Consider the following 25,600-nt stretch of genomic DNA (forward strand, 5'->3'; position numbering starts at 1 on the left):
GACGCTGGCTGGCATGGCCGCCGGCCCGAAAGGATTGTACGTTTATACAGTGTCGTTGACACCGGCTGCCGTCGGGATTTCAACCGATTGTGCGGCGGCACCATTGCCTTTGACGCCCAACCCGATGGGGCCCACCGGCACATCGCCGATGCGCAGCCTGCTCCGTCCCAAAGCTATCGGCGAACCGGCACGATGCCCGGACTTCCCAGGGGGGGTTCCGCTGGCGCCGCCACCTGGATGCGCTGTCCGGCCTGTTCCAGCACCACGCCGGCGCGCTCCACGCTGGACAAGGTGACGCCGTCCACGATCGATTGCCCGACGCGATAGGCGCGCGGTTCGCCGCCGTCTATCGCCAGGATGGCGGCGCCGTGCGTTCCCGCCGATATCAGTCCCAGCACGCTTACCTTGACTGGCGCCGCCGACGTCCCGAACCAGCTTGCCACGGCGGCGGTGTCGCCGCTGGCCGGCCGCGCCGCGTCCAGCATGGGCGGCAGGGCGCGGGCCGGCGGGGCCAGCAGCACGGCGCCCCAGGCGCCCACGCCGGCGGCCAGGACCAGGACCACGGCATGACGCGCGGCGCGGGCGGGATCGATACGTAGCGGCATGTAACGCCAGGCCGGGCGGAGAGAAATGGACATATCGCTGTCATTCGGACCCACGATGATAGGGCCCGCATATGACAGAACTCCTAACTTGTTGTGACAGCGAAACGCAAGGCGCCCCGCCTCCCGGCCAGCCCGCAACAGGACCGGAACCGAGGATGATTCACATGAAAGTTTGCGGCTCTCCGCATCGCGGCCGGCGCACAGGACAGCGCGCCCGCCAGCGCGGATTTTCCCTGATCGAGATCATGGTGGTGGTGGTGATCATGGGCATTCTGGCGGGCCTGGTGGTGCCCAATCTGCTGCGTCGTCCCGACCAGGCACGCGCGGTGGCCGCGCGCCAGGACGTCTCCAGCATCCTGCAGGCGCTCAAGCTCTATCGGCTGGACAACGGGCGCTATCCCAGCGCGACGCAGGGCCTGCAGGCACTGGTGCAACAGCCGGCCGACGAAAAGCTGCCCGGCTGGCACAGCTACCTGGACCGACTCCCCAACGACCCCTGGGGCCACCCTTATCAGTATCTGAATCCCGGCGTAAAAGGCGAAATCGATGTGTTTTCCCTGGGCGCGGACAACAAACCCGGTGGGGAAGACAGTGACGCGGACATCGGGTCCTGGAACCTGTAGGCGGCCCGCCGGATGGCCACCGCGGCAACAGGGCTTCACGCTCATCGAGATGATGGTGGTGGTGGCCATCATCGCCATTGTCACCACCGCGGCGGGCCTGTCCCAGCCCAAGCGCGACGACCAGCCCTTGGCGCGCGACGCGCGGCGCCTGTCGCTGCTGTTCGCGCTGGCGCAGACGGAAGCGCGCGCGGGCGGGCGCGCCATCCGCTGGCACACGGACGGCCAGGGCTATCGCTTCACGCGGCCGCCGCCGTGGACCCCGGGCGAGGCCCGGGCCCAGGTCATCGAAGCCCCGCCGCCGGACGACTTCCAGGACGACGAAAGCCTGCGTCCGCGCCGCTGGGAGGCCGTCAACGTCCACGTGCGGATGGATGCGCCCCAGTCCGCCGTCTTCCTGCCCGAATGGATCGCACCGCCCATGCGCATCGAGCTCAGCGACGATTTCCAGCGCATCGCCATCGTGCGCGACGCCTCCGGACGCTATGCGCTGCAACAATGAATCCGCGTGGCCGCCAGAAGGGTTTTTCGCTGCTGGAGATCCTGGTGGCGCTGGCCATCATCGCCATCGCGCTGGCGGCCTGCGTGCGCGCGGCGGGACAGATCGCGACCGGCCAGGCGCAATTGCGCGACCGCGCGCTGGCGCTGGTGTCCGCGGAAAACGCGCTGGCGGAGCTGCGCGCGCGGCAAACCTTGCCGCCCGCCGACGATGCGCGCTCGCCATGCCCGCAAGGCGGGCTGGCGCTGGTATGCGAGCAGCATATCCAGACCACCCCTTACAAGGATATGCGGCAGGTCACCGTGCGCGTGCTGGCGGAAGACGGGGGACCGCAGCTGGCGCAACTGCGCGGCCTGATAAGCGGACGGCCATGAAGTCGAAGTTCCGGCAAGCTCCGCGCACCCCGCCCCACAAGGCGCCGGATCGCCCATCCGCCGCGGCGCGTGGCGGCCAGCGCGGATTCACGCTGATCGAGGTCCTGGTGGCCATCGCGCTACTGGCCATCGTCAGCGTGCTGGCATGGCGCGGACTGGACAGCGTGGTGCGCACGCGCGATCACGTGCGGCGCGACGCCGAGCGCGACGATGCGCTGATTCGCGTGCTGGGACAGTTGCAACGCGACATGCAGATGCGCGCGCCCGATACGGTGCTGGACGGCGGCACGGCGCAAGCGGTGGTCAGGCGCAGCCTGCCTGCCGCGCTACGGGTCGACCCGGCGCGCGGCGGCGCGCAACTGGATATCGTGCGCGCCGCCGCGCCGGACGGCCGCTGGCAGCATGTGCGCTGGTGGCGCGACGGCGATGCGCTGCGCCGGGCCGCGGGACCGGGCGCCCAAGCCTTTCCCCTGCCCGAAGCCGGCCCTGGCGCCGACGTTCTGGACGGCGTGCTGGACTTCGCCGTGCAGGCCTGGATCCCTGGCCGCGGCTGGATCGCGCTGCCGGACAACGGCGACGGCGCGGCGGCGACCGGCCTGGCCTTCGTGCTGCGGCTGGCCGCCCCCGTGGGCGGCCAGGCCATGGTGTACCGCCGCGTGGTGGCATTGCCATGAACCACCGCTCGCGACACCAGCAAGGCATGGCCGTGATCGCGGCCCTGCTGGTGGTCGGCGCCGCCGCCGTCATCGCCAGCACCATGCTGCGCGGACAAAGCGAACGCGCGCGCCTGGTGCAAAGCGAGCGGTCGCGGGCGCAAGCCCGGTGGCTGCTGCTGGGCGGGGTGGAATGGGCCACGCGGATACTGCGCGAGACCGCCCGCCACAGCCCCATCACCAGCATGGACCAGCCCTGGGCGCTGCCCATCGTCGACCTTCGCCTGGACCCGCCGGGGGAATCCGAACCGGCGCTCCTGTCCGGCCGCATCGAGGATGAACAGGGCAAGTTCAACCTGCAGAATCTTGCGGTGCAAGGACAGGTGGATCCGCGCCAGCTCGTGGCCTTCGAACGGCTGCTGCAGGCATTGAACCTGCGTCCGTCCGTCGCGCCCGTCATCGCGCGCCGGATCGCGGCAGGCCAGCCGCAGGCCGCGCGCGATGCCGTCGACAACGGCGCTACGGCTGCCGCGGGCAGCGGCGTTACGGCCCCCCGCAATACGAACACGGGCAATACGGACGCGGGCAATACGAGCACGGGCGCCGGCAACGCGGCCACGGGCAATACGGCCAAGGCCGTCCGCCCGCCCCTTGCACCCGGCGTGCAATCGCTGGAGGACCTGCGCGGTATCGCGGGCATCGACGACGAAGCCCTGCAGCGGCTGCGCTGCTGCGCCACCGTCCTGCCGGAGCAGAGCCCGATCAACGTCAATACCGCGCCGCCCGAAGTCATTTACGCGGTCGTCGCCCCCTTGCCCCTGGGCCAGGCCGTGGCAATGGCGGCGGAGCGGGACCGCGGACGCTATTTCAACGACGCCGCCGACTTCGCGAACCGCCTTGCGAACCCGGCGATCAGGCTGGACAAGGACGGCATCGCCACCGACAGCCTGTGGTTCAGCCTGTCGGGCGTCGTGCGGCTGGGCCACGCCACGGCGGCGATGCAGGCGCTGCTGGAGCGGGACGAACAGTCCACGCGCCTCGTCTGGATGAGGGAAATGAATTGAAGACCGCCTTGCGCCTGGCCCTGCCGCCCTTGCGCGACCTGTCGCCCGACTCGATGCTTCCCTTCGCCCTGCTGGATCGCGATGGACGCATTCTGCGTAGCGGCGAACTGCCGCTGTCGGGCTTGGCCGGCGCGGTGCCGCCGGGACGGGTCGAGGCGATCCTGCATCCACACGATACCGTCGAAACCCGCATCGCCTTGCCGCCACTACGCGGCCCCCGGCTGCAGGCGGCGGCCGTCGCGCTGGTGGAGCCATTGACCTTATCGCCCACGGAGGACCTTGCCATCGCTTACGGCCCGCGCGATGCCGAGGGGCAGGCGGACGTGGCGTGGACCGGCCGCGCCGCGCTGGCGCGGGCGTGGGAGACGCTGGCCCGGGCCGGCCTGAACGTCGTGGCGCTCTATCCCGCCAGCGCGGTGATGCCCCGGCATCCGGACCGCGCGGACCGCGCCGGCCAGGCGCTGTCCTTGCCCGCCGACGCGCGGTGGCGGCAGCCCGGGCCGGCGTGGTCGCTGGCCCTGCCCGAGCTGCGTCCCATGGCGCAAGGCCGGCACCGCTGGCGCGCGCCGCTGATATGGTCGGCGACCGCCTCGATCGTCTGGATGGCCGGGCTGAACCTGCACGCGGCGCAGTTGGCCGCCGAAGGCCAGGCGCTGCGGCAATCCATCCATGACCGCGTGGCCGCCGCCTTTCCCGAACTCCCCCTGATCGTGGATCCGCTCAAGCAGGCGCAACAACGCGTGGACGCCTTGCGCGCCGCCCGCGACGTCGCCGGCGACGGCGATTTCATGCCGCTGGCGCAGGCCGCCGCGCGGATGCTGCCCGCCGGCGGCTTCGACCTGTCCGCGCTTTCCTACGAGAACGGCGTGCTCTCCATAGAGCGCGGCGACAAGTCGCCCCCCGCGCCGGCGTCGCGCGACGACGCGGCCCGACGCCAGGCCGGCACGGCGGGACTGGTGCTGACCGCCACGGGCAGTGGGTGGAAAATCGCCCCGGCGCGGCTGGCCGACCGCCTGGACCCCGGCGGCCGCGCGCGGCTCGCCGCGGAGTCGCGGCCATGAAAGTATCCGCGCAGCGCGCTCCCCGCCTCTTGCTGCCCGCGCCCTTGCTGGCCCGCTGCCGCGACACCGCCGAGCGGGCGTCCCGGTACTGGACCCGGCTCACGCCGCGCGAGCGCCGCCTGCTGCGCGCGCTGGGGGCCATCCTGACGGCCGCCGCGGTGTTCGCACTGGGGCTGCGCCCGGCCTGGCGCGATATCGAACGATGGCGCGATGAACTGCCACGCTTGCGGGCCCAGGCCGCGGCGGTCGACGCCCTGGTCCAGGAAGCCCGGGCCCTGAAGCGCGAACAGGGCAACCGTATCCCGGCGCGGGATATGGAAGAGGCACTGCGCGCCAGCCTGGCGCGGGCCGCGCTGGGCGGCACGCAGCAGGTCGGCAAGACCCCGGACGACAAGGCATGGCGCATCGCTTTCGACGACGCATCGCCGGCCGCGCTGTTCGACTGGCTGGCGCATGCGCCCGCTTTCCTGCATCTGCGGATCGTACAAGTCCATATCGTCCGGCCCCGCGATTCCCTGGGCCGTCCCATCCCGGCGCGCGCGACCGGCACGCTCGTGCTGCGCGACGCCAGCGATGCCGCGATCGGGGCGCGGCCATGAGGACACGCCGCTGGCCGCTGCCCGTGGCCGCCGTTCTGGTGGCGGTCGCCGCGGCCGTGGCGACCCTGCCCGCGCGCTGGCTGCTGAGCGCCGTACCCGCGGACGCCATCGTGGTGCCTGTCGATGCCTCCGGCACGCTGTGGAACGGCCAGGCACGCCTGGCCATCGGGCCGCCCGGCATGCGGCGCACCCTGCCGCAGCCGGTGACGTGGCACTGGCATTGGCTCGCCGGCACCGGCCCCGCCGCCCGCGTCGTCCATCCCTGGCTGGCGAGTCCGCTGGAAATCGCGCCGGGCCTGGGCGGCGCCCGGCTGGGCCAGGGCACGCTGACGCTGCCGGCCGTGGCCTTGACCGCCGCGGGCGCGCCGCTGAACACCCTGGAACCGGGCGGCCAACTGGCGGTGTCCTGGCCCGCGCTCGACCTGGGCGACCTGCCATCCAAGGGCCGTCTCCTGCAGCTGACCTGGTCCAACGCCTCTTCGGCGCGCGTGCGCATACAGCCCTTGGGCGACTACCAGGCATCGCTGGCCGCCGACGGCGCGGGCGGCCTGGACCTGCAAGTGCATACCGTGCGCGGCGCCTTGCGCGTCGAAGGCCATGGACAAGGCCGCCAGGGGCGCTGGCGCTTCGATGGCCAGGCCGGGCCGGCGCCCGACGCCGACGCCGCCACCCGCGACGCACTGGAGCCCCTGCTCAACACGCTGGGCGCTTACCGCAACGGCGTCACCCAACTGCGACTTCCGTGATCACCGAGTAAAGCTTCAATGAACGCAGCACGCGCTTCCCGTACCCGTCCCGCCCTATCCGTCCAGCGCGGGCACCCCGCCGGGCCGCAGGCGGCGGCCATGCCTCGCCGGATCCCCGCCGCGCTCGCCACCCTGCTGGTGCTGGCCGGATGCGCGACGCCCGCGCAGCGGCCCGCGCCGCCCGCCGTGCCGGACAACCCGCTGATCCATGCCGGCGCCAGCCAATCCGACCCCGCCCGCGCGCGCGCCCAGCGCACCGGCACGCCGCCTGCCGCGGCGCCGCGCGATCTCGGTCCGCTGCGGGTGCGCGTCAAGGTGAACGGCCGCGAGGTCGACGCGGGCGAGGCGAGCGCGGCGGGCGCCGCCGCCGATGCCGATGCCGCCAACGCGCCGACGAGCGCCGGCGGTACGGACAGCGTGGACCTGAATTTCGTCGACGCCGACCTGCCTTCCGTCGTGCGCGCGCTGGCCCGCTACACCGGCCGCAACTTCGTCGTCGATCCGCGCGTCAAGGGCAAACTCACGCTGGTCTCGGAAAAGCCCGTATCGCCGCGTACCGCCTACGACATGCTGCTGGGTGCGCTGCGCATGCAAGGCGTGGCGGTGGTGGAAGTGAACGGCGTCAGCCGCGTCGTGCCCGAAGCGGATGCCAAGCTGCAGGGCGCTCCCGTCACGGATGGCGGCGGCGCGGCCGCGGGCGGCCTGGTTACGCGGGTCTTTCACCTGCAGTACGAGAACGCCACCAACCTGCTGCCGGTGCTGCGGCCCATGATCGCGCCCAACAATCCCATCAACGCCTATCCCAACAACAACACGCTGGTCGTCACCGACTACGCGGACAACATGGCGCGCATCGCCAAGGTCATCGCCGACATCGACAACCCGGACTCGCTGTCGGCCGACGTCATCCCCGTACGCTACGGCATCGCCAGCGATATCGCCTCGGTGGTGGGCGGCATGATGGACACGCGCGGCGGCAGCGACGCCAGCCAGCAGGTGACGGTGGCCGCCGATCCGCGCAGTAACAGCGTGCTGGTGCGCGCCGCCAACCCGGCGCGCGCGCAGCTGGCGCGGCAGCTGGTCATGCGGCTGGACAACCCGCAGGCGTCCGCGGGCAACCTGCACGTGGTCTACCTGCGCAATGCCCAGGCGGTGAAACTGGCCGGCGTGCTGCGCGGCGCGCTGACAGGGCAATCGGACAACCGTGGCGGCGCGGCCGGCGCTTCCGGCGGTGGCGCGGGCGGTGGCGATTATGGCGGCAGCGGGTACCGCGGCGGCACGTCGGTCATGAACCCCTCGCAGACGACGCAGACGCAGAACGCGCTGAACGGCGGCGCTGACGGCATGAATGCCTCGCAGCGCTTCGGCCAGGGCGCCGGCAATGCCGACCGCGACGCGCAGGGCAGCGCCTTCTCGGCCAACGGCGCCACCGTGACGGCCGATCCCACCACCAACACGCTGATCATCTCCGCGCCGGAGCCGCTGTACCGCAGCCTGCGCGAAGTCATCGACGAACTGGACCAGCGGCGCGCCCAGGTCCTGGTCGAAAGCCTGATCGTGGAAGTATCCAGCGACGACGCCGCCCAATTCGGCATCCAGTGGATGTTCGGCGGCAACGGCTTCAATGGCAACGGCACCACGGCCTTCGGCGGGACCAACCTGAACGGCAGCGGCATCAATCTGACCTCCAGCACGCCGACGACGCTGGACGCGCTGGGATCGGGCCTGAACCTGGGCGTCGTCAAGGGCACCGTGGACGCGCTGGGCCACCAGATCATCAACCTGGGCGTGCTGGCGCGCGCCATGCAGGGCATGCAGGGCACCAATATCCTGTCCACGCCCAATCTGCTGACGCTGGACAACGAGCAGGCCAGCATCATCGTCGGCCAGACGGTGCCCTTCGTCACGGGCTCGTACGTGACCAATTCCGGCGACGGCTCCAGCAACCCCTTCCAGACGATAGAACGCGAGGACGTCGGCCTGACGCTGAAACTGCGGCCGCAGATCTCCGAAGGCGGCACGGTAAAGCTGGACCTGTACCAGGAAGTCAGCAGCATCGACGACACCGCCACCAGCAGCGCGGGCATCATCACGCGCAAGCGCGCGCTGGACACCAGCGTCCTGGTGGATGACGGGCAGATCATCGTGCTGGGCGGCCTGCTGGAGGATTCCGGCACCAGCGGCACGCAGTCGGTGCCCATACTGGGCGACATCCCCGTCATCGGCTCGCTGTTCCGCTACACCAGCCGGCGCCGCACCAAGACCAACCTGATGATCTTCCTGCGCCCGCACATCGTGCGCAGCAGCCAGGACAGCCGCCGCCTGACGCTGGACCGCTACGACTACATGCGACGCGTACAGGACAACGCGCAGCCGCCCCACAGCTGGCCGCTGCCGGACACCGACACACCGCACCTGCCGCCGCTGGGCAGCGACGCCCAGCCCCTGTCCTCGCGGCCGGTGGACCTGCGGCCCGCCAATGCGGAGCAAAGCCTGCGCCAGGATCCGCCGCCCACGGTCACCGACACCCGCATCTATCCGCCGGCGCCGCGCCTGCCCGAGCCGGCCGCGTCGCTGCAGGGCCTGCCCGCCGTCGCCAGCCAGGCCGCCAATCCCGACGCGGGCGGACAGGCCCTGGTGCTGCAGATCGCGCGCGCCGACTCCCCGGCCCAGGCCCAGCAGATCGTGCAGCGCGTCGCCAGCACGGGGCTGCGCGCCTACACCCAGGTCGCGCCCGGCGGCGCGGGCGTGCTGGTGCGCACGCGCGTCGCGCGGGACCCCGCGACGGCGGGCGCCGCCGCCGAGATGCTGACCAGGCTGGGCTACCGGCCCGAGACGATACGTTGACCCCTGTCCCGCGCGGGAAGGCCCATCACGATGGATAGCCGATGAATGCCGCGAATACCGACCCGATGAACGCCCCCATGAAGCCGCGCCACCTACCGGCCACGATCGGGCCCGCATCCCCTCCCTGGAGCGTGCGGCGATGAGCGCACTGCCCTACGCCTGGGCCCGCGCGCAACGCGCGCTGCTGACGGTCCGGCCGGAAGGCCCGCTGCTGACCTTCAGCCCGCGCACGCCGGACTGGGCGCGCGCGGAGGCGCGCCGCCATCATCCGCTGGCGCAGGAACGCGAAATCGCCGACGACGAACTGGAGACCCTGCTGGCCGCCGCCTACGCCCACGCGGGCGACGCCGCCAGCGTGGTGGCCGCCTCGGAAAACGAGATCGACCTGGACCGGCTGATGCAGGACATCCCGGAAGTCGAGGACCTGCTGGATACGCAGGACGACGCGCCCGTGATCCGCATGATCAACGCCCTCTTTACCCAGGCCGCGCGCGACGGCGCCAGCGACATCCATATCGAAGCCTTCGAAACCCACTCCACCGTCCGCTATCGCGTGGACGGCACGCTGCGCGACGTCGTCAGCCCGCGGCGTGCCCTGCACAATGCCTTGATCTCCCGCATCAAGATCATGGCCAACCTGGACATCGCGGAAAAGCGCCTGCCGCAGGACGGGCGCATCGCGCTGCGCGTGGGCGGGCGCCCCATCGACGTGCGCGTCTCCACGCTGCCCACCGGCCACGGCGAGCGCGCCGTGCTGCGCCTGCTGGACAAGGAAGCCGGGCGCCTGCGCCTGGAAAGCCTGGGCATGGCCCCGACGGTCCTGGCGCGCCTGGACCGCCTGATACACCAGCCGCACGGCATTGTTCTCGTCACCGGCCCGACCGGCAGCGGCAAGACCACCACCTTGTATGCCTCGCTGGCGCGCCTGGACGCGTCCACTACCAACATCCTGACGGTGGAGGACCCCATCGAGTACGACCTGCCCGGCATCGGCCAGACGCAGGTCAACGCGCGCATAGACCTGACCTTCGCCACCGCGCTGCGCGCCATCCTGCGCCAGGATCCGGACGTGGTCATGATCGGCGAAATCCGCGACCTGGAAACCGCGCAGATCGCCGTGCAGGCCTCGCTGACCGGCCACCTGGTGCTGGCCACGCTGCATACCAACGACGCCGTGTCGGCCATCACGCGCCTGACGGATATGGGCGTGGAGCCCTTCCTGCTGTCGTCGTCCCTGCTGGGCGTACTGGCGCAGCGCCTGGTGCGGCGCCTGTGCCCGCATTGCCGGCAGCCCGCCGCCGATACCGGCGGCGGCAGCGCCTGGCGGGCGGTGGGCTGCGCGCGCTGCGGCCACACCGGCTACAGCGGCCGCACGGGCATCCATGAACTCTTCGTGATCGATGACGAGATACGCGCGCTCATGCACGCGGGCGGCGGCGAGCAGGCCATGCGGCGCGCCGCGGAGTCGGCCGGCATGCGCAACATGCGCCAGGACGGCCAGCGCTGGGTGGAGTCCGGGGAGACCTCGCCGGAGGAGATCCTGCGCGTCACGCGCGACGATTGACCGGCGCCAGGAGACCTTCATGCCTTCCTACACCTTCGAAGCCTGCGACGCCGCCGGCCGCCTGGAACGCGGCATGATAGACGCCGATTCCCCGCGCGGCGCCCGCAACGCGCTGCGCGCCCGCGGCCTGACGCCGCTGGCCGTGCGCGACGCGTCCGGCGGCCAGCGCGCCGGATCCCCGCGCTGGCTGGGCAAGCACCTGGGCGACGTCGAGCTGGCCTGGCTGACGCGCCAGATCGCCAGCCTGCTGGCCGCCCGCCTGCCGCTGGACGCGGCCCTGACCGCCACGCTGGAGCAGGCGGAAAAGCGCCATGTCGCGCAGGCGCTGTCGGCCGTGCGCGCCGACGTGCGGGCCGGCCACCGCCTGGCCGACGCGCTGGCCACCCGCCCGCGCGACTTCCCGGACATCTATCGCGCGCTGGTCGCGGCGGGCGAGGAATCGGGCGACCTCTCCCTGGTCATGGAACGCCTCGCCACCTACGTCGAGCAGCGCAATGCATTGCGTGGCAAGGTCCTGACGGCCTTCATCTATCCGGCCATCGTCGGAATCGTGTCGGTGGGCATCATCTTCTTCCTGCTTGGCTTCGTCGTGCCGCAGGTGATCGGCGCCTTCAACCAGACGCACCAGCAGTTGCCGCTGATCACCCGCGTCATGGTCGCCATGAGCGATATGGTGCGCGACTACGGCATCGCCGGCCTGGCCGCGGGCATCGCCGCCTTCGCCGCCTGGCGCTGGAGCCTGCGCGCCCCCGCGGCGCGCCTGCGCTGGCACGCGCGGGCCCTGCGGCTGCCCATGGCCGGGCGCTTCATCCTGGAAATGAACGCGGCCCGCTTCGCCTCCACGCTGGCCATCCTGTCGGGCAGCGGCGTATCCCTGCTGCGCGCCCTGCAGGCCGCCGCCCAGACTTTGACCAACGACCGCCTGCGCGCCGCCGTCGCCGACGCCACCGACCGCGTGCGCCAGGGCGCCGCGCTGGCGGCCTCGCTGCAGACGCAGAAGACCTTTCCCCCGCTGCTGGTGCACCTGATCGCCAGCGGCGAACGCACGGGCGAGCTCGCGCCCATGCTGGACCGCGCCGCGGCCACGCTCGCCGCCGACCTGGAACGCCGCGCCATGGCCATGACCGCATTGCTGGAACCGCTGATGATCCTGATCATGGGCGGCGTGGTGCTGGTGATCGTGCTGGCGGTGATGATGCCCATCATCCAGATCAATCAGATGGTGCAGTAGGCGCCGTCCGGAAGCGCACCGCGCGCCCGTAGTATCGGGATGCCAGCGCGGAGACATGATCGGCATCCCCGGTGGTCAGGTAGACGGTGGGCGACGCCACGCCGGCGGAGAACGCCGGATGCCTGGCCAGGTAGCGCCTCAAGCTGGCCGCGGTTGCGTCCGGCTGCGACAGCAGGCGGACGCCGCGCGGCAGTTCGTCCACGAAGATGTGTTGCACCAGCGGGTAATGCGTGCAGCCCAGGATGCATACGTCCGGCGTTGCGCCGGCCGTCTCCAGCAGTTCGGCGATGTGCCCGCGTACCGCCCGCCGGATGGCATCTTCCGCGACCCCCGCGTCTATCATGCCGGCCAGCTCGGGACAGGCTTGTTGCGATACCCGCATCCCGGGCGCCCTCGCCTGGATTTCATCGACGTAGGCGCGCGTCCGTACGGTGTGGCGCGTGGCGAACACGGCGACATGCAGCGGCCGGGCGGAAATCCCGTCCGGCGGCAGGCGGGCGTCCCGCGTCCAGGGAACCCCCGTGATCGCTTCGATCAGCGGGACGAAGACGCCCAGGACGCGGCGCGATGGATGGCTGCCAGGCAGCCAGGTCGTCTGCAGCCGTCGCAAGCCCGTCGCCACCGCGGTGTTGCAGGCGACGATCACCAGTCCGCACCCCAAGCGGAAAAGCCGCTCCACGCCGTGCCGCGTGAAGTCGTAGATCTCGGCCGGCTGGCGATTTCCATAAGGCGCGTTGGCGTGATCGCCCAGATAGACGAAGGACTCGTAGGCCAGCTCGCGCTCGAGCGCCCGCATCACGGTCAACCCGCCGCTTCCGGAATCGAATACGCCTATCAATCGTGTCCTCCCATGCCTGGACCGGGTATGCGGCCTCGGCCACGCGGCCTTCCCGCATATCACGCAAAGGCCGCCATTCTGGCACCTCTCCAGGATCGAGTCATGGCCGCTGTTTGACGAAAATTCGACGCTTCGCGGCCGAAACTGCGGCACACATTTCCATACCGTGAAACCGACATGGCTATCGACGCCTGTCGTGCCGCATCCAGCACCCTCGCAATGACTTCATCCTGCACATCGGATACCTCCTGCTGCGGGGAAGCGCTGCACGAATTCATCCAATCGGCCGAGGCCGGGCGCATCCCCTGCATCATGCTGCGTCCGCGCGGCGGCGATGGCGATGCCATATTCCAGGGCGACTTCGATTTCCTCATGGACGAAGGCCGCTTCGATCAGATATTGCAAGCGGTGTTCTCCATCTGCCAGACGGCGGGCGTGAGTTTTATCGTGCGGCAGTCCTCGCCCTTCAAGCGGCAGATCGAGCTGCTGGACGAACGCGCCCGCCGCGTGACGATCGAGCTGTGGACCCACGCCGAACTGCGGGTGCGCGGGTCCGGCGGCCGGCTGACCCGCGCCGGGGTGTCCTACGGCGCCTACGAACAGCTATGCCTGTCGCAACGCGAGGCGCTGCTGGCGGCGCTATTCCTGCTGCACCTGCATCACAAGCGCAAGGACCTGGGCGCCCCCTTGGTGCGGGACCGCCTGGCGTATTTCGCCGACCGCTGCGGCAACGACGCCGCGCTGCGCGGCGCCATGCATGCACTGCTGGCGGGCACGCTGGACCTGGACGGCGCGCAACAGGCGGGGATGGCCTTCCTGCGGCAAGGCGGGATAGCGGTCATTCCCCCCGTCGCCATCGCCCTTCGACGCCTGGCCTGGCGGCTGCGGGGCGCGCTGCATTGGCCCTCCTGGCGCACCACCGCCGTGGTGGGCCCCGACGGCAGCGGCAAGACATCCCTGATCGAAGACCTGCGCCACGGGCCGGCGGGCAAGCGCTACACCTTCAAGCGCTTCAAGCGTATGTTCCGCAAGCCCCTGTTCTACTGGGGACGCGAACCGCGCAACGTCCGCGACGAAAACAGGCTATGGCTGATCCTGCCCGTTGCGTGGGCGGTTTTCTCCATTTCCGGGCTATGGGCGGGCTGGCGCCGTCCGCTGATGCTGGACCGCTACTTCTACGACTACTTCGTCCGCAACGTGCGCACCAACCGCCAGCACCCGGTGCGGCGGATCGCTGCCTATGGCGTGTGCAGCGCGCTGGCGCCACGTCCGCGGCGCCTGATCGTCGCATCCTGTCCGCCGGACATCATCGAAAAACGCAAGCAGGAGCTGCCCCGGGACGCCATTGTCTCCCTGTACGGCATGTACCTGGACCAGGTCCGGCGCGGCCGCCTGCCCGCGACGCTGTTCTGCTACACAGGCGCGAGCCCCGAAATGTCAGGACGCCACGTGCTGTCTTTTCTTGGGGACCCAGAGGCGGCTTGAGCGGTCGCGCAGCATGTGCAGCGTCCTGTCGCGGAAGGCCCGGGCCTTCTGCCGTGCCGTCCAGTGTTCCAGCGGCGTGAACGTACAGCGCGCCCAATACTTGAAGTCGAAATGGCGCGTACCCAGGCCGTCGACGAAGACCAGATAGGCGCGATCGCTGCCGGGCGTTTCCCGCACCAGGAAGTTGTCGACGCCATAGTCCGCCAGCATGACGCCGTTGCGCGTCAGCCAGTCGCAGGCTTCGTAGACCAGGCCCACGGCCTCCATCTCGCTGATCGTGCCATCCAGCAGCGCCTGCGAAAGCGTCGGACAGGGCGTGCCGTCGGCCCGCTGGACCAGATCTACCACCAGGCCGCGGCCGCGATCGGTACGCACCCAGCCGTGCACGCGCGGCAGGTGCGGCCCCGCCACGCCCAGGCGCTCCAGGTGCATGCTGTAGTGCAGGTCGATGTCGTTCTGCGCCCGTTCATGCTCGGGTTTCGCGACCTTGACGCCCAGCGCGCGATTCAGCGGGTGCCGCCAGACTTCACGGTCGTGTCCCGAGCCGATCTGCTCGGACAATACGAGTACGACATCCTGCAGCGAAGACGTCGTCGGAAAACACTCCGGAAGAAGGGTGCTCATGGAGTTTTCTTGTCAGATGTTTTTGAACATTCTGACGGTCATGGAAAATACATGACAACCCTGTTTCACCGGACGTCGCGTCACGGCAACGCCGCGTCACGCAAAGTCTTGGCAGATCAATGACTTGCTCTCGCTAAACCATGCGGACGAGTTCATTTCAACGAAAATTTGACGTCCGGAATGCTAATCCGCGCATGACGCGTATGCGGGTCCCCGCTTCATTCCATCGTGCGCGGCGGCGCCTATGCGCACGCCGCGATGGGCAACCAGGGTCCCGCCGCAAGCTCGACGCCCAAGGGCGCCATCTGCGGCACCGTATCGTCGCTCGCGGCGCCCGGCACAAAAAAAGCCCGCGCTCCGTTTGAAGCGCGGGCTTGGTCTGCGCACAAGTACGTGCGTCTTGCCGGCTCAGAACGGAATATCGTCGTCCATATCCGTCAGGTTGGCCGCGCCGCCACCGGCGGGCTGTGCCGCGGGGCGCTGGGGCGCGGGCCGCTGCGCCTGCTGGCGCGGGGGGCGTTGCGGCGCGTCTTCGTAACCGCCGCCACCGCCGCCGTATCCGCCGCCTTCGCCGCCGCCTTCACGGCCGCCCAGCATTTGCATCTGGTCGGCCACGATTTCGGTGCTGTAGCGGTCGGCGCCGGTGTCCTTGTCCTGCCACTTGCGCGTTTTCAAGCGGCCTTCGATATAGACCGAGCGGCCCTTCTTCAGGTATTCGCCGGCGATCTCCGCCAGGCGGTTGTACATGACGACGCGGTGCCATTCGGTTTCCTCGCGGCGCTCGCCGGAGGTCTTGTCCTTCCACTGCGAGGTGGTGGCGACGGACAGGTTGCAGATGGCGCTGCCTTCGGGGCTGTAGCGCACTTCGGGATCGCGCCCGAGGTTGCCGACGAGGATGACTTTATTGACAGAGGCCATGTGCTGATTTCCCTAGATTGCCCGGACCGGGATCGGCCCTGGGGCAAGTGTTCATTCGAGTGCGTCGCGCCGGACCGGGCCGATGCCGTCCCGCGCTGTGCCTGATCAGGCAGGTCCGCCGTATCGGGTGGATGCGGCGCCGGCCTGGGCAGCGATACGGGTAGCTTACCGCACCGCGGGCGCAAGTTTAACGGGGGCTGACAAAAGCGGCACGCTCTGCCTTGGACCCGCGGCCCATGGTCATCCGTGGTCGCCGGAAGCCTCAAGCCAAGGGCTTCAGCCCCCAGGTCACCGCCAGCCACACCGCCGATAGCCCGGCCACGGCCAGGAAGACCGCCCCGGGCCCGGCATGGGCGGCCAGGATGCCGCCCACCGCCCCGCCGCAGAACAGCCCGGCGGCCTGCGAGGTGTTGTAGAAGCCCAGGGCCAGCCCCTTGTACGCGGGCGGTGCCACCCGCGACACCAGCGAGGGCTGCAGGGCCTCCAGCACGTTGAACATGACGAAGAACAGCGTCAGCAGCACCAGCATGGCGTGAAAGCTGCCCTTGCCCCAGTTCATCAGCGCCAGCACGGCGATCAGGCCCGCGACCGCGCCCATCAGCGCGCCGCGGTGCGCCCGGTGTTTTTCCGCCAGGAAGACCACCGGCACCATCAGCACGAAGGACGCCACGATCACCGGCAGATAGACTTCCCACAGGTCATGCACATCCAGGCCGTCCAGCCGGGCCAGCAGCGCGGGCACGACGACGAACAGCGAGACCTGGATCAGGTGCAGGCAGAAAACGCCAAAATTCAGCCGCAGCAGATCCCCATGCAGGAACACCTGCGCCGGCCGGGCGCCGCGCATGGCGCGGTTGCCGCTCAGCGGCACCACGGGCACCCACCAGCGCGCCACCGCCAGGCTCAGGACGCCCAGGCAGGCGATGGTCCAGAACAGCCCGCCCAGGCCCCACCAGCCGACCAGCAGCGGCGCGGCCACCAGGGACACGGCAAAGGAAACGCCGATGGACGCGCCCACCATGGCCATGGCGCGGGTACGCACCTCGTCGCGCGTGGCGTCGGCGATCCAGGCCGTGATGGCGGCGGAAATCGCGCCCGCGCCCTGCACCGCCCGGCCGATGGTGATCCAGAAAACATCGGGGGACAGGGCACAGACCACGCTGCCCAGGACGAACAGCACCAGGCCCAGCAGCACCACCGGACGGCGCCCCCAGCGGTCGGAGGCCAGCCCGAACGGAATCTGCAGCACCGCCTGGGTCAGGCCGTAGATGCCCATCGCCAGCCCGACCTTGGCGGGATCCGTCCCGCCCGGCAGCCCGCGCGCCGCCACGGCGAATACTGGCAAAAGCAGGAACAGCCCCAACATACGGCAGGCGAACAGCCCTGCCAGGGCGATGCTGGTGCGTCGTTCGGCGGGGGTCAACTGAAGGCGGGGGCGGGACGGCATGCGATGGGACTGGGGTCTGCTGGCGCGCGATCTAGTTCTGGTGGCGCGGCGGGGTTCGCCGCCTGGCCTGGCACGGTCCGAACACGGACGAGTTCGGCGCGCTATAGTACCAAGTTGGCCTTTGAAACTGCTTAAACCCGATGGACGCGATACGCATTCGGGGTGCGCGCACCCACAACCTGAAGAATGTCTCGCTGGATCTGCCGCGGCAGAAACTGGTGGTGATTACGGGTCTGTCCGGTTCGGGCAAGTCTTCGCTCGCGTTCGACACACTATACGCGGAAGGGCAGCGGCGGTACGTTGAAAGCCTTTCGGCCTACGCGCGGCAATTCCTGCAACTGATGGACAAGCCGGATGTCGATCTGATCGAAGGCCTTTCTCCCGCCATTTCCATCGAGCAGAAAGCGGCCGGCCACAACCCGCGCTCCACCGTGGGCACCATCACGGAAATCCACGATTACCTGCGCCTGCTGTTCGCGCGCGTCGGCACGCCCTACTGCCCCGATCACGGCTTGCCGCTGCAGGCGCAGAGCGTCAGCCAGATGGTCGACGCGGTACTGGGCTGGCCCGCCGATACGCGGCTGGCGATCCTGGCGCCGGTGGCGCGCGCCCGCAAGGGCAGCTTCGAAGACGAAGTCGCCAGCCTGCAGGCGCAGGGCTATGTGCGCCTGCGCGTGGACGGGCAGATGGTCGAAATCGACAGCATGCCGGCGTTGAAAAAGACGGAAAAACACGACATCGATGTCGTCATCGATCGCCTGCGCGTGCGCGCCGAAAGCGGCCAGCGCCTGGCGGAAAGCTTCGAAACGGCGCTGGCCCTGGCCGACGGCCGGGTGGTGGCGCTGGATATGGACAGCGGGCGCGAACAGGTTTTTTCCAGCCGCTACGCCTGTCCCGTGTGCAGCCACAGCCTGCCCGAGCTGGAGCCGCGGCTGTTCAGTTTCAATAATCCGATGGGCGCCTGCCCCAGCTGCGACGGCATCGGCCAGGTCGGCTTTTTCGACCCCAAGCGGGTGGTGGCGTTTCCCGAGCTCAGCCTGGCCGCCGGGGCGATACGCGGCTGGGACCGGCGCAACGCCTTCACGCATTCGCTGCTGACCAGCCTGGCGGCGCATTACGACTTCGACATCGAGGCGCCCTTCGAAAGCCTGCCGGACGCCTTGCGCGACAAGGTGCTCTACGGATCCGGCGAGGAAGAAATCGCCTTCGTGTACCTGAACGAAAAAGGCCGCAGCACGGTCAAGCGCCACGTCTTCGAAGGCGTCATCCCCAACCTGGAGCGGCGCTGGAAGGAAACCGATTCCGCCACGGTGCGGGAAGAACTGGGCAAGTACCGCAATATCAAGGTTTGTCCGGCATGCCATGGCTCGCGCCTGCGCGCCGAAGCCCGCCACGTATTGATCGGCACCGAAAAACGGGACGACAGCGAGCGCCGCGGCCTGGCCATCTACGAGGTCGAAGGCATGCCGCTATCGGATTGCCTGCACTGGTTCCAGGAACTGGCGCTGACCGGCGCCAAGCAGGAGATCGCGCAGCGCATCGTGCGCGAGATCGAGGCCCGGCTGAGCTTCCTGAATAACGTGGGCCTGAATTACCTGTCGCTGGACCGCAGCGCCGATACGATTTCCGGCGGCGAGGCGCAGCGCATCCGGCTGGCCAGCCAGATCGGCTCCGGCCTGACCGGTGTCATGTATGTGCTGGACGAGCCTTCCATCGGGCTGCACCAGCGCGACAACGATCGCCTGATCGGTACGCTGCAGCATTTGCGCGACCTGGGCAACAGCGTCATCGTGGTCGAACATGACGAAGACATGATCCGATCCGCCGACTGGGTGGTGGACATGGGCCCGGGCGCCGGCGAACACGGCGGCCAGGTGGTGGCGCAGGGTACGCCGGCGCAGGTGCGGGACGACGCGCAGTCGCTCACGGGCCAGTACCTGAGCGGGCGCCGCGCCATCCAGATCCCGCGCCGCCGGCCGGTCGACGATGAACAACCCTGGCTGGTGGTAAGCGGCGCCAGCGGCAACAACCTGAAGAACGTGGACCTGCGCGTGCCCGCCGGACGCCTGGTGTGCGTGACCGGCGTATCGGGCTCGGGCAAGTCCACGCTGGTCAACGACACGCTGGCCGTGGCCGTGTCGCGCCAGCTGCATCACGCGCAGGCCGAGCCGGCCCCCTACGCCGCGCTGGAAGGCCTGGAGCATTTCGACAAGATCATCAGCGTGGACCAGAGCCCCATCGGCCGCACGCCGCGCAGCAATCCCGCCACCTACACCGGGCTGTTCACCCCCATCCGCGAACTGTTCGCCGGCGTCCCGGAGGCCCGCGCGCGCGGCTACGATCCCGGCCGTTTCAGCTTCAACGTCAAGGGCGGGCGGTGCGAAGCCTGCCAGGGCGACGGCGTGGTCAAGGTCGAAATGCACTTCCTGCCGGACATGTACGTGCCCTGCGACGTCTGCCAAGGCAAGCGCTACAACCGCGAAACCCTGGAAATCCGCTACCGCGGCCGCAACATCAGCGAAGTCCTCGACCTGACGGTGGAACAGGCGCTGGAGTATTTCGATTCGGTGCCCGCCATCTCGCGCAAGCTGCATACGCTGATGGACGTGGGCCTGTCCTATCTGCGCCTGGGCCAGAGCGCGACCACCTTGTCCGGCGGCGAGGCGCAGCGGGTCAAGCTGTCGCAGGAACTGTCGCGGCGCAGCACCGGGCGCACGCTGTACATCCTGGACGAACCCACCACGGGCCTGCACTTCCACGACATCGAACTGCTGCTCAAGGTCCTGAACCAGTTGGCGGACGCGGGCAATACCGTCCTGGTCATCGAGCACAACCTGGACGTGATCAAGACCGCGGACTGGATCATCGACATGGGTCCCGAAGGCGGCGACGGCGGCGGGCGGGTCGTGGCGCAAGGCACGCCCGAAGCCGTGGCCGAAACGCCGGAAAGCCATACGGGCCACTATCTGCAGCGCGTGCTCGATATCGCCCGGGCGACGCCGCCCGCCGCCACGCCGCTGCGGCGCAAAGCCAAGTAGACTTGCACCTGCCGCCTGCGGGGGCGGACATCTTGCTGCAAACACGCCCGGCTATCCTGGAGCGACTATGTACACCCTTCTGATCGCCAACAAAAATTATTCGTCGTGGTCGCTGCGGCCCTGGCTCGCGATGAGCGTGGCCGGCATCCCGTTCAAGGAAGAAAAGCTCACGCTGTTCACCCCGGAATTCACGGCCCGGCTGGCCCCGCTCACGCCCGCCGGCACCGTGCCCGTCCTGCTGCACGGCGACTTCGCCGTGTGGGACTCGCTGGCCATCTGCGAATACATCGCGGAAAGGCACCCGCAGGCCAGGCTATGGCCCACCGACGCCCAGGCGCGGGCGCGGGCCCGTTCCCTGGCGGCGCAGATGCACAGCGGCTTCAGCGACCTGCGCAACGTGCTGCCCATGAATATCGAGGCGCTGCTGCCCGGCATCGACATCAGCCCCGCGGCGCAGCAGGATATCTCGCGCGTGCAGGCCATCTGGCAGGACACCCGGGCGGAATACGGCCAGGGCGGCCCTTTCCTGTTCGGGGGCTTCACCATCGCCGACGCTTTCTTCGCGCCGGTGGTCTCGCGCTTCATCACCTACGGCGTGCCGGCGGCCGCCGGCCCGGTGCGCGAGTACATGGATGCGGTGCTGTCGCTGCCCGCCATGCAGGCATGGATGCGCGAAGCCAAGGCCGAGGGCATTTTCCTGCCGCCGGACGAGCCCTATCGCACGCAGCGCTAGGGCGGCGGCGCCGGGGCCGGATTCGCCAGGCCCGGCTTCGCCGGCTGCGCCCCGTGGCCGGCCCGTCCCGGGAGGGCGGCCATCCGATGTCGAAAAGCCCGCCCCTCGATCGTCGTCATGAAGACGCGCCGCCGGCCGGCGCGCCCGCCATCATCGACCGCCGCGCCGCGCCCCGCACAGGGCACGACGCACCTATAGGAGACCCTCATGACACACGGCATAGAAGGCCGTAAACGCTGGTACGCCCTGACGGTGCTGTGCCTAGGCGTACTGATGATCGTGCTGGACACGACCATCGTCAACGTGGCGCTGCCCTCCATCCGCGCCGACCTGGACTTCACCGAGACCTCGCTGGTCTGGGTGGTCAACGCCTATATGCTGACCTTCGGCGGCTTCCTGCTGCTGGGGGGCCGCCTGGGCGACCTGTATGGCCACCGGCGCATGTTCCTGGCCGGCCTGGCGCTTTTCACCCTGGCGTCGCTGGCCTGCGGCATGGCGCACACGCGCGAGTTCCTGATCGCCGCACGGGCGGTACAGGGGCTGGGCGGCGCGGTGGTATCGGCCGTATCGCTGTCCCTGGTGATGAACCTGTTCACCGAGGCCGGCGAGCGCGCCAAGGCGATGGGCATCTATGGCTTCGTGTGCGCGGGCGGCGGCAGTATCGGCGTGCTGCTGGGCGGCCTGCTCACCTCCACGCTGAGCTGGCACTGGATTTTCCTGGTCAACCTGCCCATCGGCGTCGCGGTATATGGGCTGTGCCTGGCGCTGATTCCCCGCGGCCGCGGCATGGCCATGGAAGGGCCGCTGGACGTCGGGGGCGCGGTCGCGATCACGACAGCCCTGATGCTGGCCGTCTATGCCGTGGTCAACGGCAACGAGGCGGGCTGGGGTTCCACGCAATCGGTCGCCATGCTGGGCGCGGCCGTCGTCCTGCTCGCCCTGTTCCTGGTCATCGAATCGCGCGTGCGCGCACCGCTGGTACCGCTGCGCCTGTTCCGGCTGCGCAATCTGGCGGTTTCCAACATCGTCGGCGTGCTGTGGGCCGCGGCGATGTTCGCCTGGTTCTTTATTTCCGCGCTGTACCTGCAGCTGGTGCTGGGCTACGACGCCATGCGGATCGGCCTGGCCTTCCTGCCGGCCAATCTCATCATGGCCGCGTTCTCGCTCGGGCTGTCCGCCCGGCTTGTGATGCGCTTCGGCATCCGCGTGCCGCTGGGCGTGGGACTATTCGTGGCCGCCATCGGCCTGGCGTTGTTCGGCCAGGCGCCGGCCGACGGCGGCTTCGCGCTGCACGTGCTGCCTGGCATGCTGCTGCTGGGCCTGGGAGCCGGCATCGCGTTCAACCCCGTGCTGCTGGCGGCGATGAGCGATGTCCAGCCCAGCGAATCGGGCCTGGCATCGGGCATCGTGAATACCTCCTTCATGATGGGCGGATCGCTGGGCCTGGCGGTGCTGGCCAGCCTGGCCGCGGCACGCTCCGGGGCCGTCGCCGCCGCCGGCGCCGCGCCCGCCATCGCCCTGAACGAAGGCTACCGGCTGGCCTTCCAGTGCGGCGCCGCCTTCGCGCTGGTGGCCGCCATCCTGGGCGGGTTCTGGCTGCGCACGCGGCTGCAGGGCGAACAGGACGCCCACGCCACGCCGGCGGACGACCCGGCGGCGGGCTGAGCGCGTCACTCAGGACATGTCGAACAAGCGCTTGTGTTCGCGCATGGCGTAGCGGTCCGTCATGCCGGCGATGTAATCCGAAATCGCGCGCGCCTGGGCTTCGCGCCGCTGGTAGTCCGGCGGCAGCAGGCGCGGATCGGATAGGAAAGCGGTGAACAGGTCCCGCACGATGCGCCGCGCCTTGGACGTCATGCGCATCACCCGGAAATGCCGGTACAGGTTCTCGAACAGGAAGCGCTTGAGCTCGTCGGCTTCCTGGCGGATGCCGTCCGAGAAGCCCGCCAGCGCGGGGGCCTCGCGAACGTCTTCCACGCTTTCGGGACGATGCCTGGCGATGCGCTCGGCCGTGGTGGTGGTCAGGTCGACGATCAGGGTGTTGATCATGCGGCGGATGGTCTCGGCGATCGCGCGGCGCGACGGGACATCGGGATATTGCGCGGCCACCGCGTCGTAGTGGCGGGCAAAGATGCGAACCTGGCGCATCTGCTCCACCGTCACCAGGCCGGACCGCAGGCCGTCGTCGATGTCGTGGTTGTTGTAGGCCACTTCATCGGCCAGGTTGGCCAGTTGCGCCTCCAGCGAGGGCCGGCGCCGGCGGATGAAGCGCTCGCCTACCTTGCCCAGTTGCCGGGCATGGGCCAGGGAGCAATGCTTGAGTATGCCTTCGCGCGTTTCAAAGCACAGGTTCAGGCCGTTGAAGGCGGCGTAGCGCTCTTCGAGTTCGTCGACCACGCGCAGGCTTTGCAGGTTGTGCTCGAAACCGCCGGCCCCCGGCGCGAGTTCGTGCATGCAGGCGTTCAGTTCGTCCTGCCCCGCGTGGCCGAAGGGGGTGTGGCCCAGGTCGTGGGCCAGCGAAATGGCTTCGGTCAGTTCTTCGTTCAGGCGCAGGCTGCGGGCGATGGTACGGGCGATCTGCGCCACTTCCAGGCTGTGCGTCAAGCGCGTGCGGAACAGGTCGCCCTCGTGGTTGATGAACACCTGCGTCTTGTATTCCAGGCGCCGGAACGCCGTGGAATGGATGATGCGGTCGCGGTCGCGCTGGAATTCCGTGCGGTTCTGCGGCGCCGGTTCCGCATGCGCGCGGCCCTGGGTCTGCGCGGGATGGGCGGCGTAGGGAGCGAGGTTGTCCGCGGAAGTATTCATGAGGCAATGATCGTTGATTCCTGTCTATCGGACCACCGCCATGATGGATCAGGCGACGGTGCGCGCCAGCACCCGGCGCACTGCATCTTCCGGCGCGCCGCGCGTAATGGCCTGGCCGATACGTGGCGTCATCACGAAGCGTATCTCGCCGCCCTCCGCCTTTTTGTCCACCCGCATCAGCTCCAGCCAGCGGTCCGCGCCCAGGTCCGGCGCCACGGTGGGACAACCGATGGCCGCGACCAGCTTCCTGACGCGCTCCACGTCGGCGGCGGGCAGGCCTGCGACCTCCGCCGAGAGCTCCGCGGCCTGCACCATGCCGCAGCCCACGGCCTCGCCGTGCAGCCATGCGCCATAGCCCATCCCGGATTCGATCGCATGGCCGAAGGTATGACCCAGGTTCAGGATGGCGCGCAGGCCGGACTCGCGTTCGTCCTCCGCCACGACCCTGGCCTTGAGCTCGCAGGACACCCGTATGGCATGGCCCAGGGCCTGGCGATCCAGCGCGCGCAGCGGCGCGGCGTTGTCCTCGCACCATGCCCAGAAACCCTCGTCCAGGATCATCCCGTACTTGATGACTTCAGCCAGGCCCGCGGACACTTCGCGCGCGGGCAGCGTCGCCAGGACATCGGTATCGATCTCGACCGCGACGGGCTGGTGGAAGGCGCCCACCATGTTCTTGCCCAGCGGATGGTTGACGCCGGTCTTGCCGCCCACGGAGGAATCCACCTGCGCCAGCAGCGTGGTGGGCACCTGCACGAACCGGATGCCCCGCATATAGACCGCGGCCGCGAAGCCCGTCATATCGCCGATCACCCCGCCGCCCAGCGCCACCAGTACCGAGCGCCGGTCGAAGCCGTTGGCCAGCAGCGCGTCGAAGATCCGGTTCAGCGTGCGCCAATCCTTGTGTTCCTCGCCGTCCGGCAGCTCGATGCGCAGCACCTTGCGGCCGGTACGGGCCAGCGCCTGCTCGGCACGGTCCGCGTACAGCGCCGCCACGGTGGGGTTGGTCACCAGTGCGATGGCCGTGGCGTTGGCCGGGATGGCCTCATCCAGATGGTCGAGCCGGCCGGGCGCGATGCGGATCGGATAGCGGGCGCCGGGAACGGCAACGTCGACGACATTCATGCTTGTTTCTCGTAGGCCTGCAGCTTGGGCACCAGGTTCTTGACCAGGGTGCTGACGGGAATGCAGCCGGTTTCGATGGTCAGATGAGCGACTTCGCGGTACAGCGGTTCACGCCGCGCCAGCAGGTCGCGCAGCGTGCCGCGCGGGTCCGCGGTGGCCAATAAGGGGCGATTGCGGTCGCGGCAGGTACGCCGGTAGAGCTCATCCACGCTGGCGCGCAGGTAGACCACGATGCCCTGCTGGCGCAGCAGTTCGCGGTTTTCCTGGGCCAGGATGGCGCCGCCGCCGGTCGCCAGGACAATGCCGCGGCGCGCGGCGCATTGCGCCAGCGCGGCCGCCTCGCGCTTGCGGAAGCCGGCCTCGCCTTCGATTTCGAAGATGACGGGAACGCGCACGCCGCAGCGGGATTCGAGTTCGTGGTCCAGGTCGACGAATTCGCGGCCCAGCACGCGCGCCAGCGAACGGCCGATGGTCGTTTTGCCCGCGCCCATCATGCCGACCAGGAAGATCGGCGTGTCGTACGGCAGGTTGACACGCGGCGCCGCGCACACGGCGGCGCAGGTCTCGGATTCGGATTCCGCGGCCGGGCTGGCGGCCGGACAATCGGGTAGGGACGCGTTCATAATGCGTATTATCCCATCGGGATGAGTTGCCCGCGCGCCACACTGAACGACGCTGTTACAGAAACCGCGCGCCGAGTCGGATGGCCCGCCCCCGTTCC

23 protein-coding genes are annotated in these 25,600 nt (G+C 69.5%); 15 read left to right on the forward strand and 8 right to left on the reverse strand.

All coding sequences use genetic code 11. The features are described 5' to 3' along the window. Window positions 1-173: 173 nt before the first annotated feature. A complete protein-coding gene (locus BAU06_RS25250) occupies window positions 174-638 on the reverse strand; it encodes a type II secretion system protein N (protein ID WP_156770337.1) in 465 nt (154 codons plus the stop codon). Window positions 639-769: 131 nt separating this feature from the next. On the opposite strand from BAU06_RS25250, the gene gspG reads away from it, so the two are divergent. From gspG to gspF, 11 genes are all read left to right on the forward strand, one after another. Continuing rightward, window positions 770-1,228, forward strand: a complete 459-nt coding sequence (gspG, locus tag BAU06_RS25255) for a type II secretion system major pseudopilin GspG (RefSeq protein WP_066357213.1) — start codon at window positions 770-772, stop codon at window positions 1,226-1,228. 49 nt (window positions 1,229-1,277) lie between these two features. After that, window positions 1,278-1,727: a GspH/FimT family pseudopilin gene (locus tag BAU06_RS25260; protein WP_066357214.1), complete on the forward strand. Its 450-nt coding sequence runs from the start codon at window positions 1,278-1,280 to the stop codon at window positions 1,725-1,727. Next, window positions 1,724-2,098, forward strand: coding sequence for a type II secretion system minor pseudopilin GspI (gene gspI / locus BAU06_RS25265; RefSeq protein ID WP_066357215.1), 375 nt, complete (start codon window positions 1,724-1,726; stop codon window positions 2,096-2,098). Before BAU06_RS25260 ends, gspI begins: the two co-directional genes overlap by 4 nt. Then, complete coding sequence (locus tag BAU06_RS25270) at window positions 2,095-2,772, forward strand: PulJ/GspJ family protein (RefSeq protein WP_197509389.1); 678 nt, start codon at window positions 2,095-2,097, stop codon at window positions 2,770-2,772. Before gspI ends, BAU06_RS25270 begins: the two co-directional genes overlap by 4 nt. After that, on the forward strand, window positions 2,769-3,815 hold the full coding sequence (gene gspK, locus BAU06_RS25275; RefSeq protein ID WP_066357216.1) for a type II secretion system minor pseudopilin GspK: 1,047 nt from the start codon (window positions 2,769-2,771) through the stop codon (window positions 3,813-3,815). The genes BAU06_RS25270 and gspK overlap by 4 nt, the downstream gene beginning before the upstream one ends. Then, a complete protein-coding gene (locus tag BAU06_RS25280) occupies window positions 3,812-4,876 on the forward strand; it encodes a GspL/Epsl periplasmic domain-containing protein (RefSeq protein ID WP_066357217.1) in 1,065 nt (354 codons plus the stop codon). The genes gspK and BAU06_RS25280 overlap by 4 nt, the downstream gene beginning before the upstream one ends. After that, window positions 4,873-5,475 (forward strand): type II secretion system protein GspM, encoded by a 603-nt coding sequence (gene gspM / locus BAU06_RS25285; RefSeq protein WP_066357220.1) that lies wholly within the window; start codon window positions 4,873-4,875, stop codon window positions 5,473-5,475. The genes BAU06_RS25280 and gspM overlap by 4 nt, the downstream gene beginning before the upstream one ends. Continuing rightward, window positions 5,472-6,221, forward strand: coding sequence for a type II secretion system protein N (gspN, locus tag BAU06_RS25290; RefSeq protein ID WP_066357221.1), 750 nt, complete (start codon window positions 5,472-5,474; stop codon window positions 6,219-6,221). The genes gspM and gspN overlap by 4 nt, the downstream gene beginning before the upstream one ends. Before the next feature lie 99 nt (window positions 6,222-6,320). Continuing rightward, window positions 6,321-9,068, forward strand: coding sequence for a type II secretion system secretin GspD (gene gspD / locus BAU06_RS25295; RefSeq protein WP_082993822.1), 2,748 nt, complete (start codon window positions 6,321-6,323; stop codon window positions 9,066-9,068). Between the two features lie 139 nt (window positions 9,069-9,207). Continuing rightward, window positions 9,208-10,632, forward strand: coding sequence for a type II secretion system ATPase GspE (gene gspE, locus BAU06_RS25300; protein ID WP_066357222.1), 1,425 nt, complete (start codon window positions 9,208-9,210; stop codon window positions 10,630-10,632). 19 nt (window positions 10,633-10,651) lie between these two features. Then, the gene (gene gspF / locus BAU06_RS25305) at window positions 10,652-11,863 is read left to right on the forward strand and encodes a type II secretion system inner membrane protein GspF (RefSeq protein ID WP_066357228.1); all 1,212 of its coding nucleotides are present in this window, start codon (window positions 10,652-10,654) and stop codon (window positions 11,861-11,863) included. On the opposite strand, the gene BAU06_RS25310 is transcribed toward gspF, so the two are convergent. Then, the gene (locus tag BAU06_RS25310; RefSeq protein ID WP_066357231.1) at window positions 11,844-12,701 is read right to left on the reverse strand and encodes a glutamate racemase; all 858 of its coding nucleotides are present in this window, start codon (window positions 12,699-12,701) and stop codon (window positions 11,844-11,846) included. The two genes, gspF and BAU06_RS25310, sit on opposite strands and share 20 nt — an antisense overlap. A gap of 219 nt (window positions 12,702-12,920) precedes the next feature. Between BAU06_RS25310 and BAU06_RS25315 the strand changes: the two genes are divergently transcribed. Beyond that, window positions 12,921-14,186, forward strand: a complete 1,266-nt coding sequence (locus tag BAU06_RS25315; RefSeq protein ID WP_066357236.1) for a hypothetical protein — start codon at window positions 12,921-12,923, stop codon at window positions 14,184-14,186. On the opposite strand, the gene BAU06_RS25320 is transcribed toward BAU06_RS25315, so the two are convergent. The 3 genes from BAU06_RS25320 to BAU06_RS25330 all read right to left on the reverse strand — a co-directional run bounded on the left by BAU06_RS25320 (window position 14,139) and on the right by BAU06_RS25330 (window position 17,175). Further along, window positions 14,139-14,810, reverse strand: a complete 672-nt coding sequence (locus BAU06_RS25320; RefSeq protein ID WP_066357239.1) for a YrbL family protein — start codon at window positions 14,808-14,810, stop codon at window positions 14,139-14,141. The genes BAU06_RS25315 and BAU06_RS25320 overlap by 48 nt on opposite strands. A 408-nt stretch (window positions 14,811-15,218) precedes the next feature. Further along, a complete protein-coding gene (gene ssb / locus BAU06_RS25325) occupies window positions 15,219-15,728 on the reverse strand; it encodes a single-stranded DNA-binding protein (protein ID WP_066357245.1) in 510 nt (169 codons plus the stop codon). A 262-nt stretch (window positions 15,729-15,990) separates the two neighbouring features. Continuing rightward, window positions 15,991-17,175: an MFS transporter gene (locus tag BAU06_RS25330; RefSeq protein ID WP_066357248.1), complete on the reverse strand. Its 1,185-nt coding sequence runs from the start codon at window positions 17,173-17,175 to the stop codon at window positions 15,991-15,993. 140 nt (window positions 17,176-17,315) lie between these two features. Between BAU06_RS25330 and uvrA the strand changes: the two genes are divergently transcribed. The 3 genes from uvrA to BAU06_RS25345 all read left to right on the forward strand — a co-directional run bounded on the left by uvrA (window position 17,316) and on the right by BAU06_RS25345 (window position 22,611). Next, window positions 17,316-20,213, forward strand: a complete 2,898-nt coding sequence (gene uvrA / locus BAU06_RS25335; RefSeq protein WP_066357253.1) for an excinuclease ABC subunit UvrA — start codon at window positions 17,316-17,318, stop codon at window positions 20,211-20,213. Window positions 20,214-20,280: 67 nt separating this feature from the next. Further along, on the forward strand, window positions 20,281-20,946 hold the full coding sequence (locus BAU06_RS25340) for a glutathione S-transferase family protein (RefSeq protein ID WP_066357256.1): 666 nt from the start codon (window positions 20,281-20,283) through the stop codon (window positions 20,944-20,946). 207 nt (window positions 20,947-21,153) lie between these two features. Beyond that, window positions 21,154-22,611 (forward strand): DHA2 family efflux MFS transporter permease subunit, encoded by a 1,458-nt coding sequence (locus BAU06_RS25345; protein WP_066357258.1) that lies wholly within the window; start codon window positions 21,154-21,156, stop codon window positions 22,609-22,611. Between the two features lie 9 nt (window positions 22,612-22,620). On the opposite strand, the gene BAU06_RS25350 is transcribed toward BAU06_RS25345, so the two are convergent. The 3 genes from BAU06_RS25350 to BAU06_RS25360 are packed head-to-tail and all read right to left on the reverse strand — an operon-like array spanning window position 22,621 to window position 25,502. After that, window positions 22,621-23,754 (reverse strand): deoxyguanosinetriphosphate triphosphohydrolase, encoded by a 1,134-nt coding sequence (locus BAU06_RS25350; protein ID WP_066357261.1) that lies wholly within the window; start codon window positions 23,752-23,754, stop codon window positions 22,621-22,623. Window positions 23,755-23,802: 48 nt separating this feature from the next. After that, on the reverse strand, window positions 23,803-24,879 hold the full coding sequence (aroB, locus tag BAU06_RS25355; protein ID WP_066357264.1) for a 3-dehydroquinate synthase: 1,077 nt from the start codon (window positions 24,877-24,879) through the stop codon (window positions 23,803-23,805). After that, a complete protein-coding gene (locus BAU06_RS25360; protein WP_066357267.1) occupies window positions 24,876-25,502 on the reverse strand; it encodes a shikimate kinase in 627 nt (208 codons plus the stop codon). The genes aroB and BAU06_RS25360 overlap by 4 nt, the downstream gene beginning before the upstream one ends. Window positions 25,503-25,600: the final 98 nt, after the last annotated feature.

Origin of the sequence: Bordetella bronchialis (assembly GCF_001676705.1) — a bacterium.
Taxonomy (GTDB): domain Bacteria; phylum Pseudomonadota; class Gammaproteobacteria; order Burkholderiales; family Burkholderiaceae_B; genus Bordetella_C; species Bordetella_C bronchialis.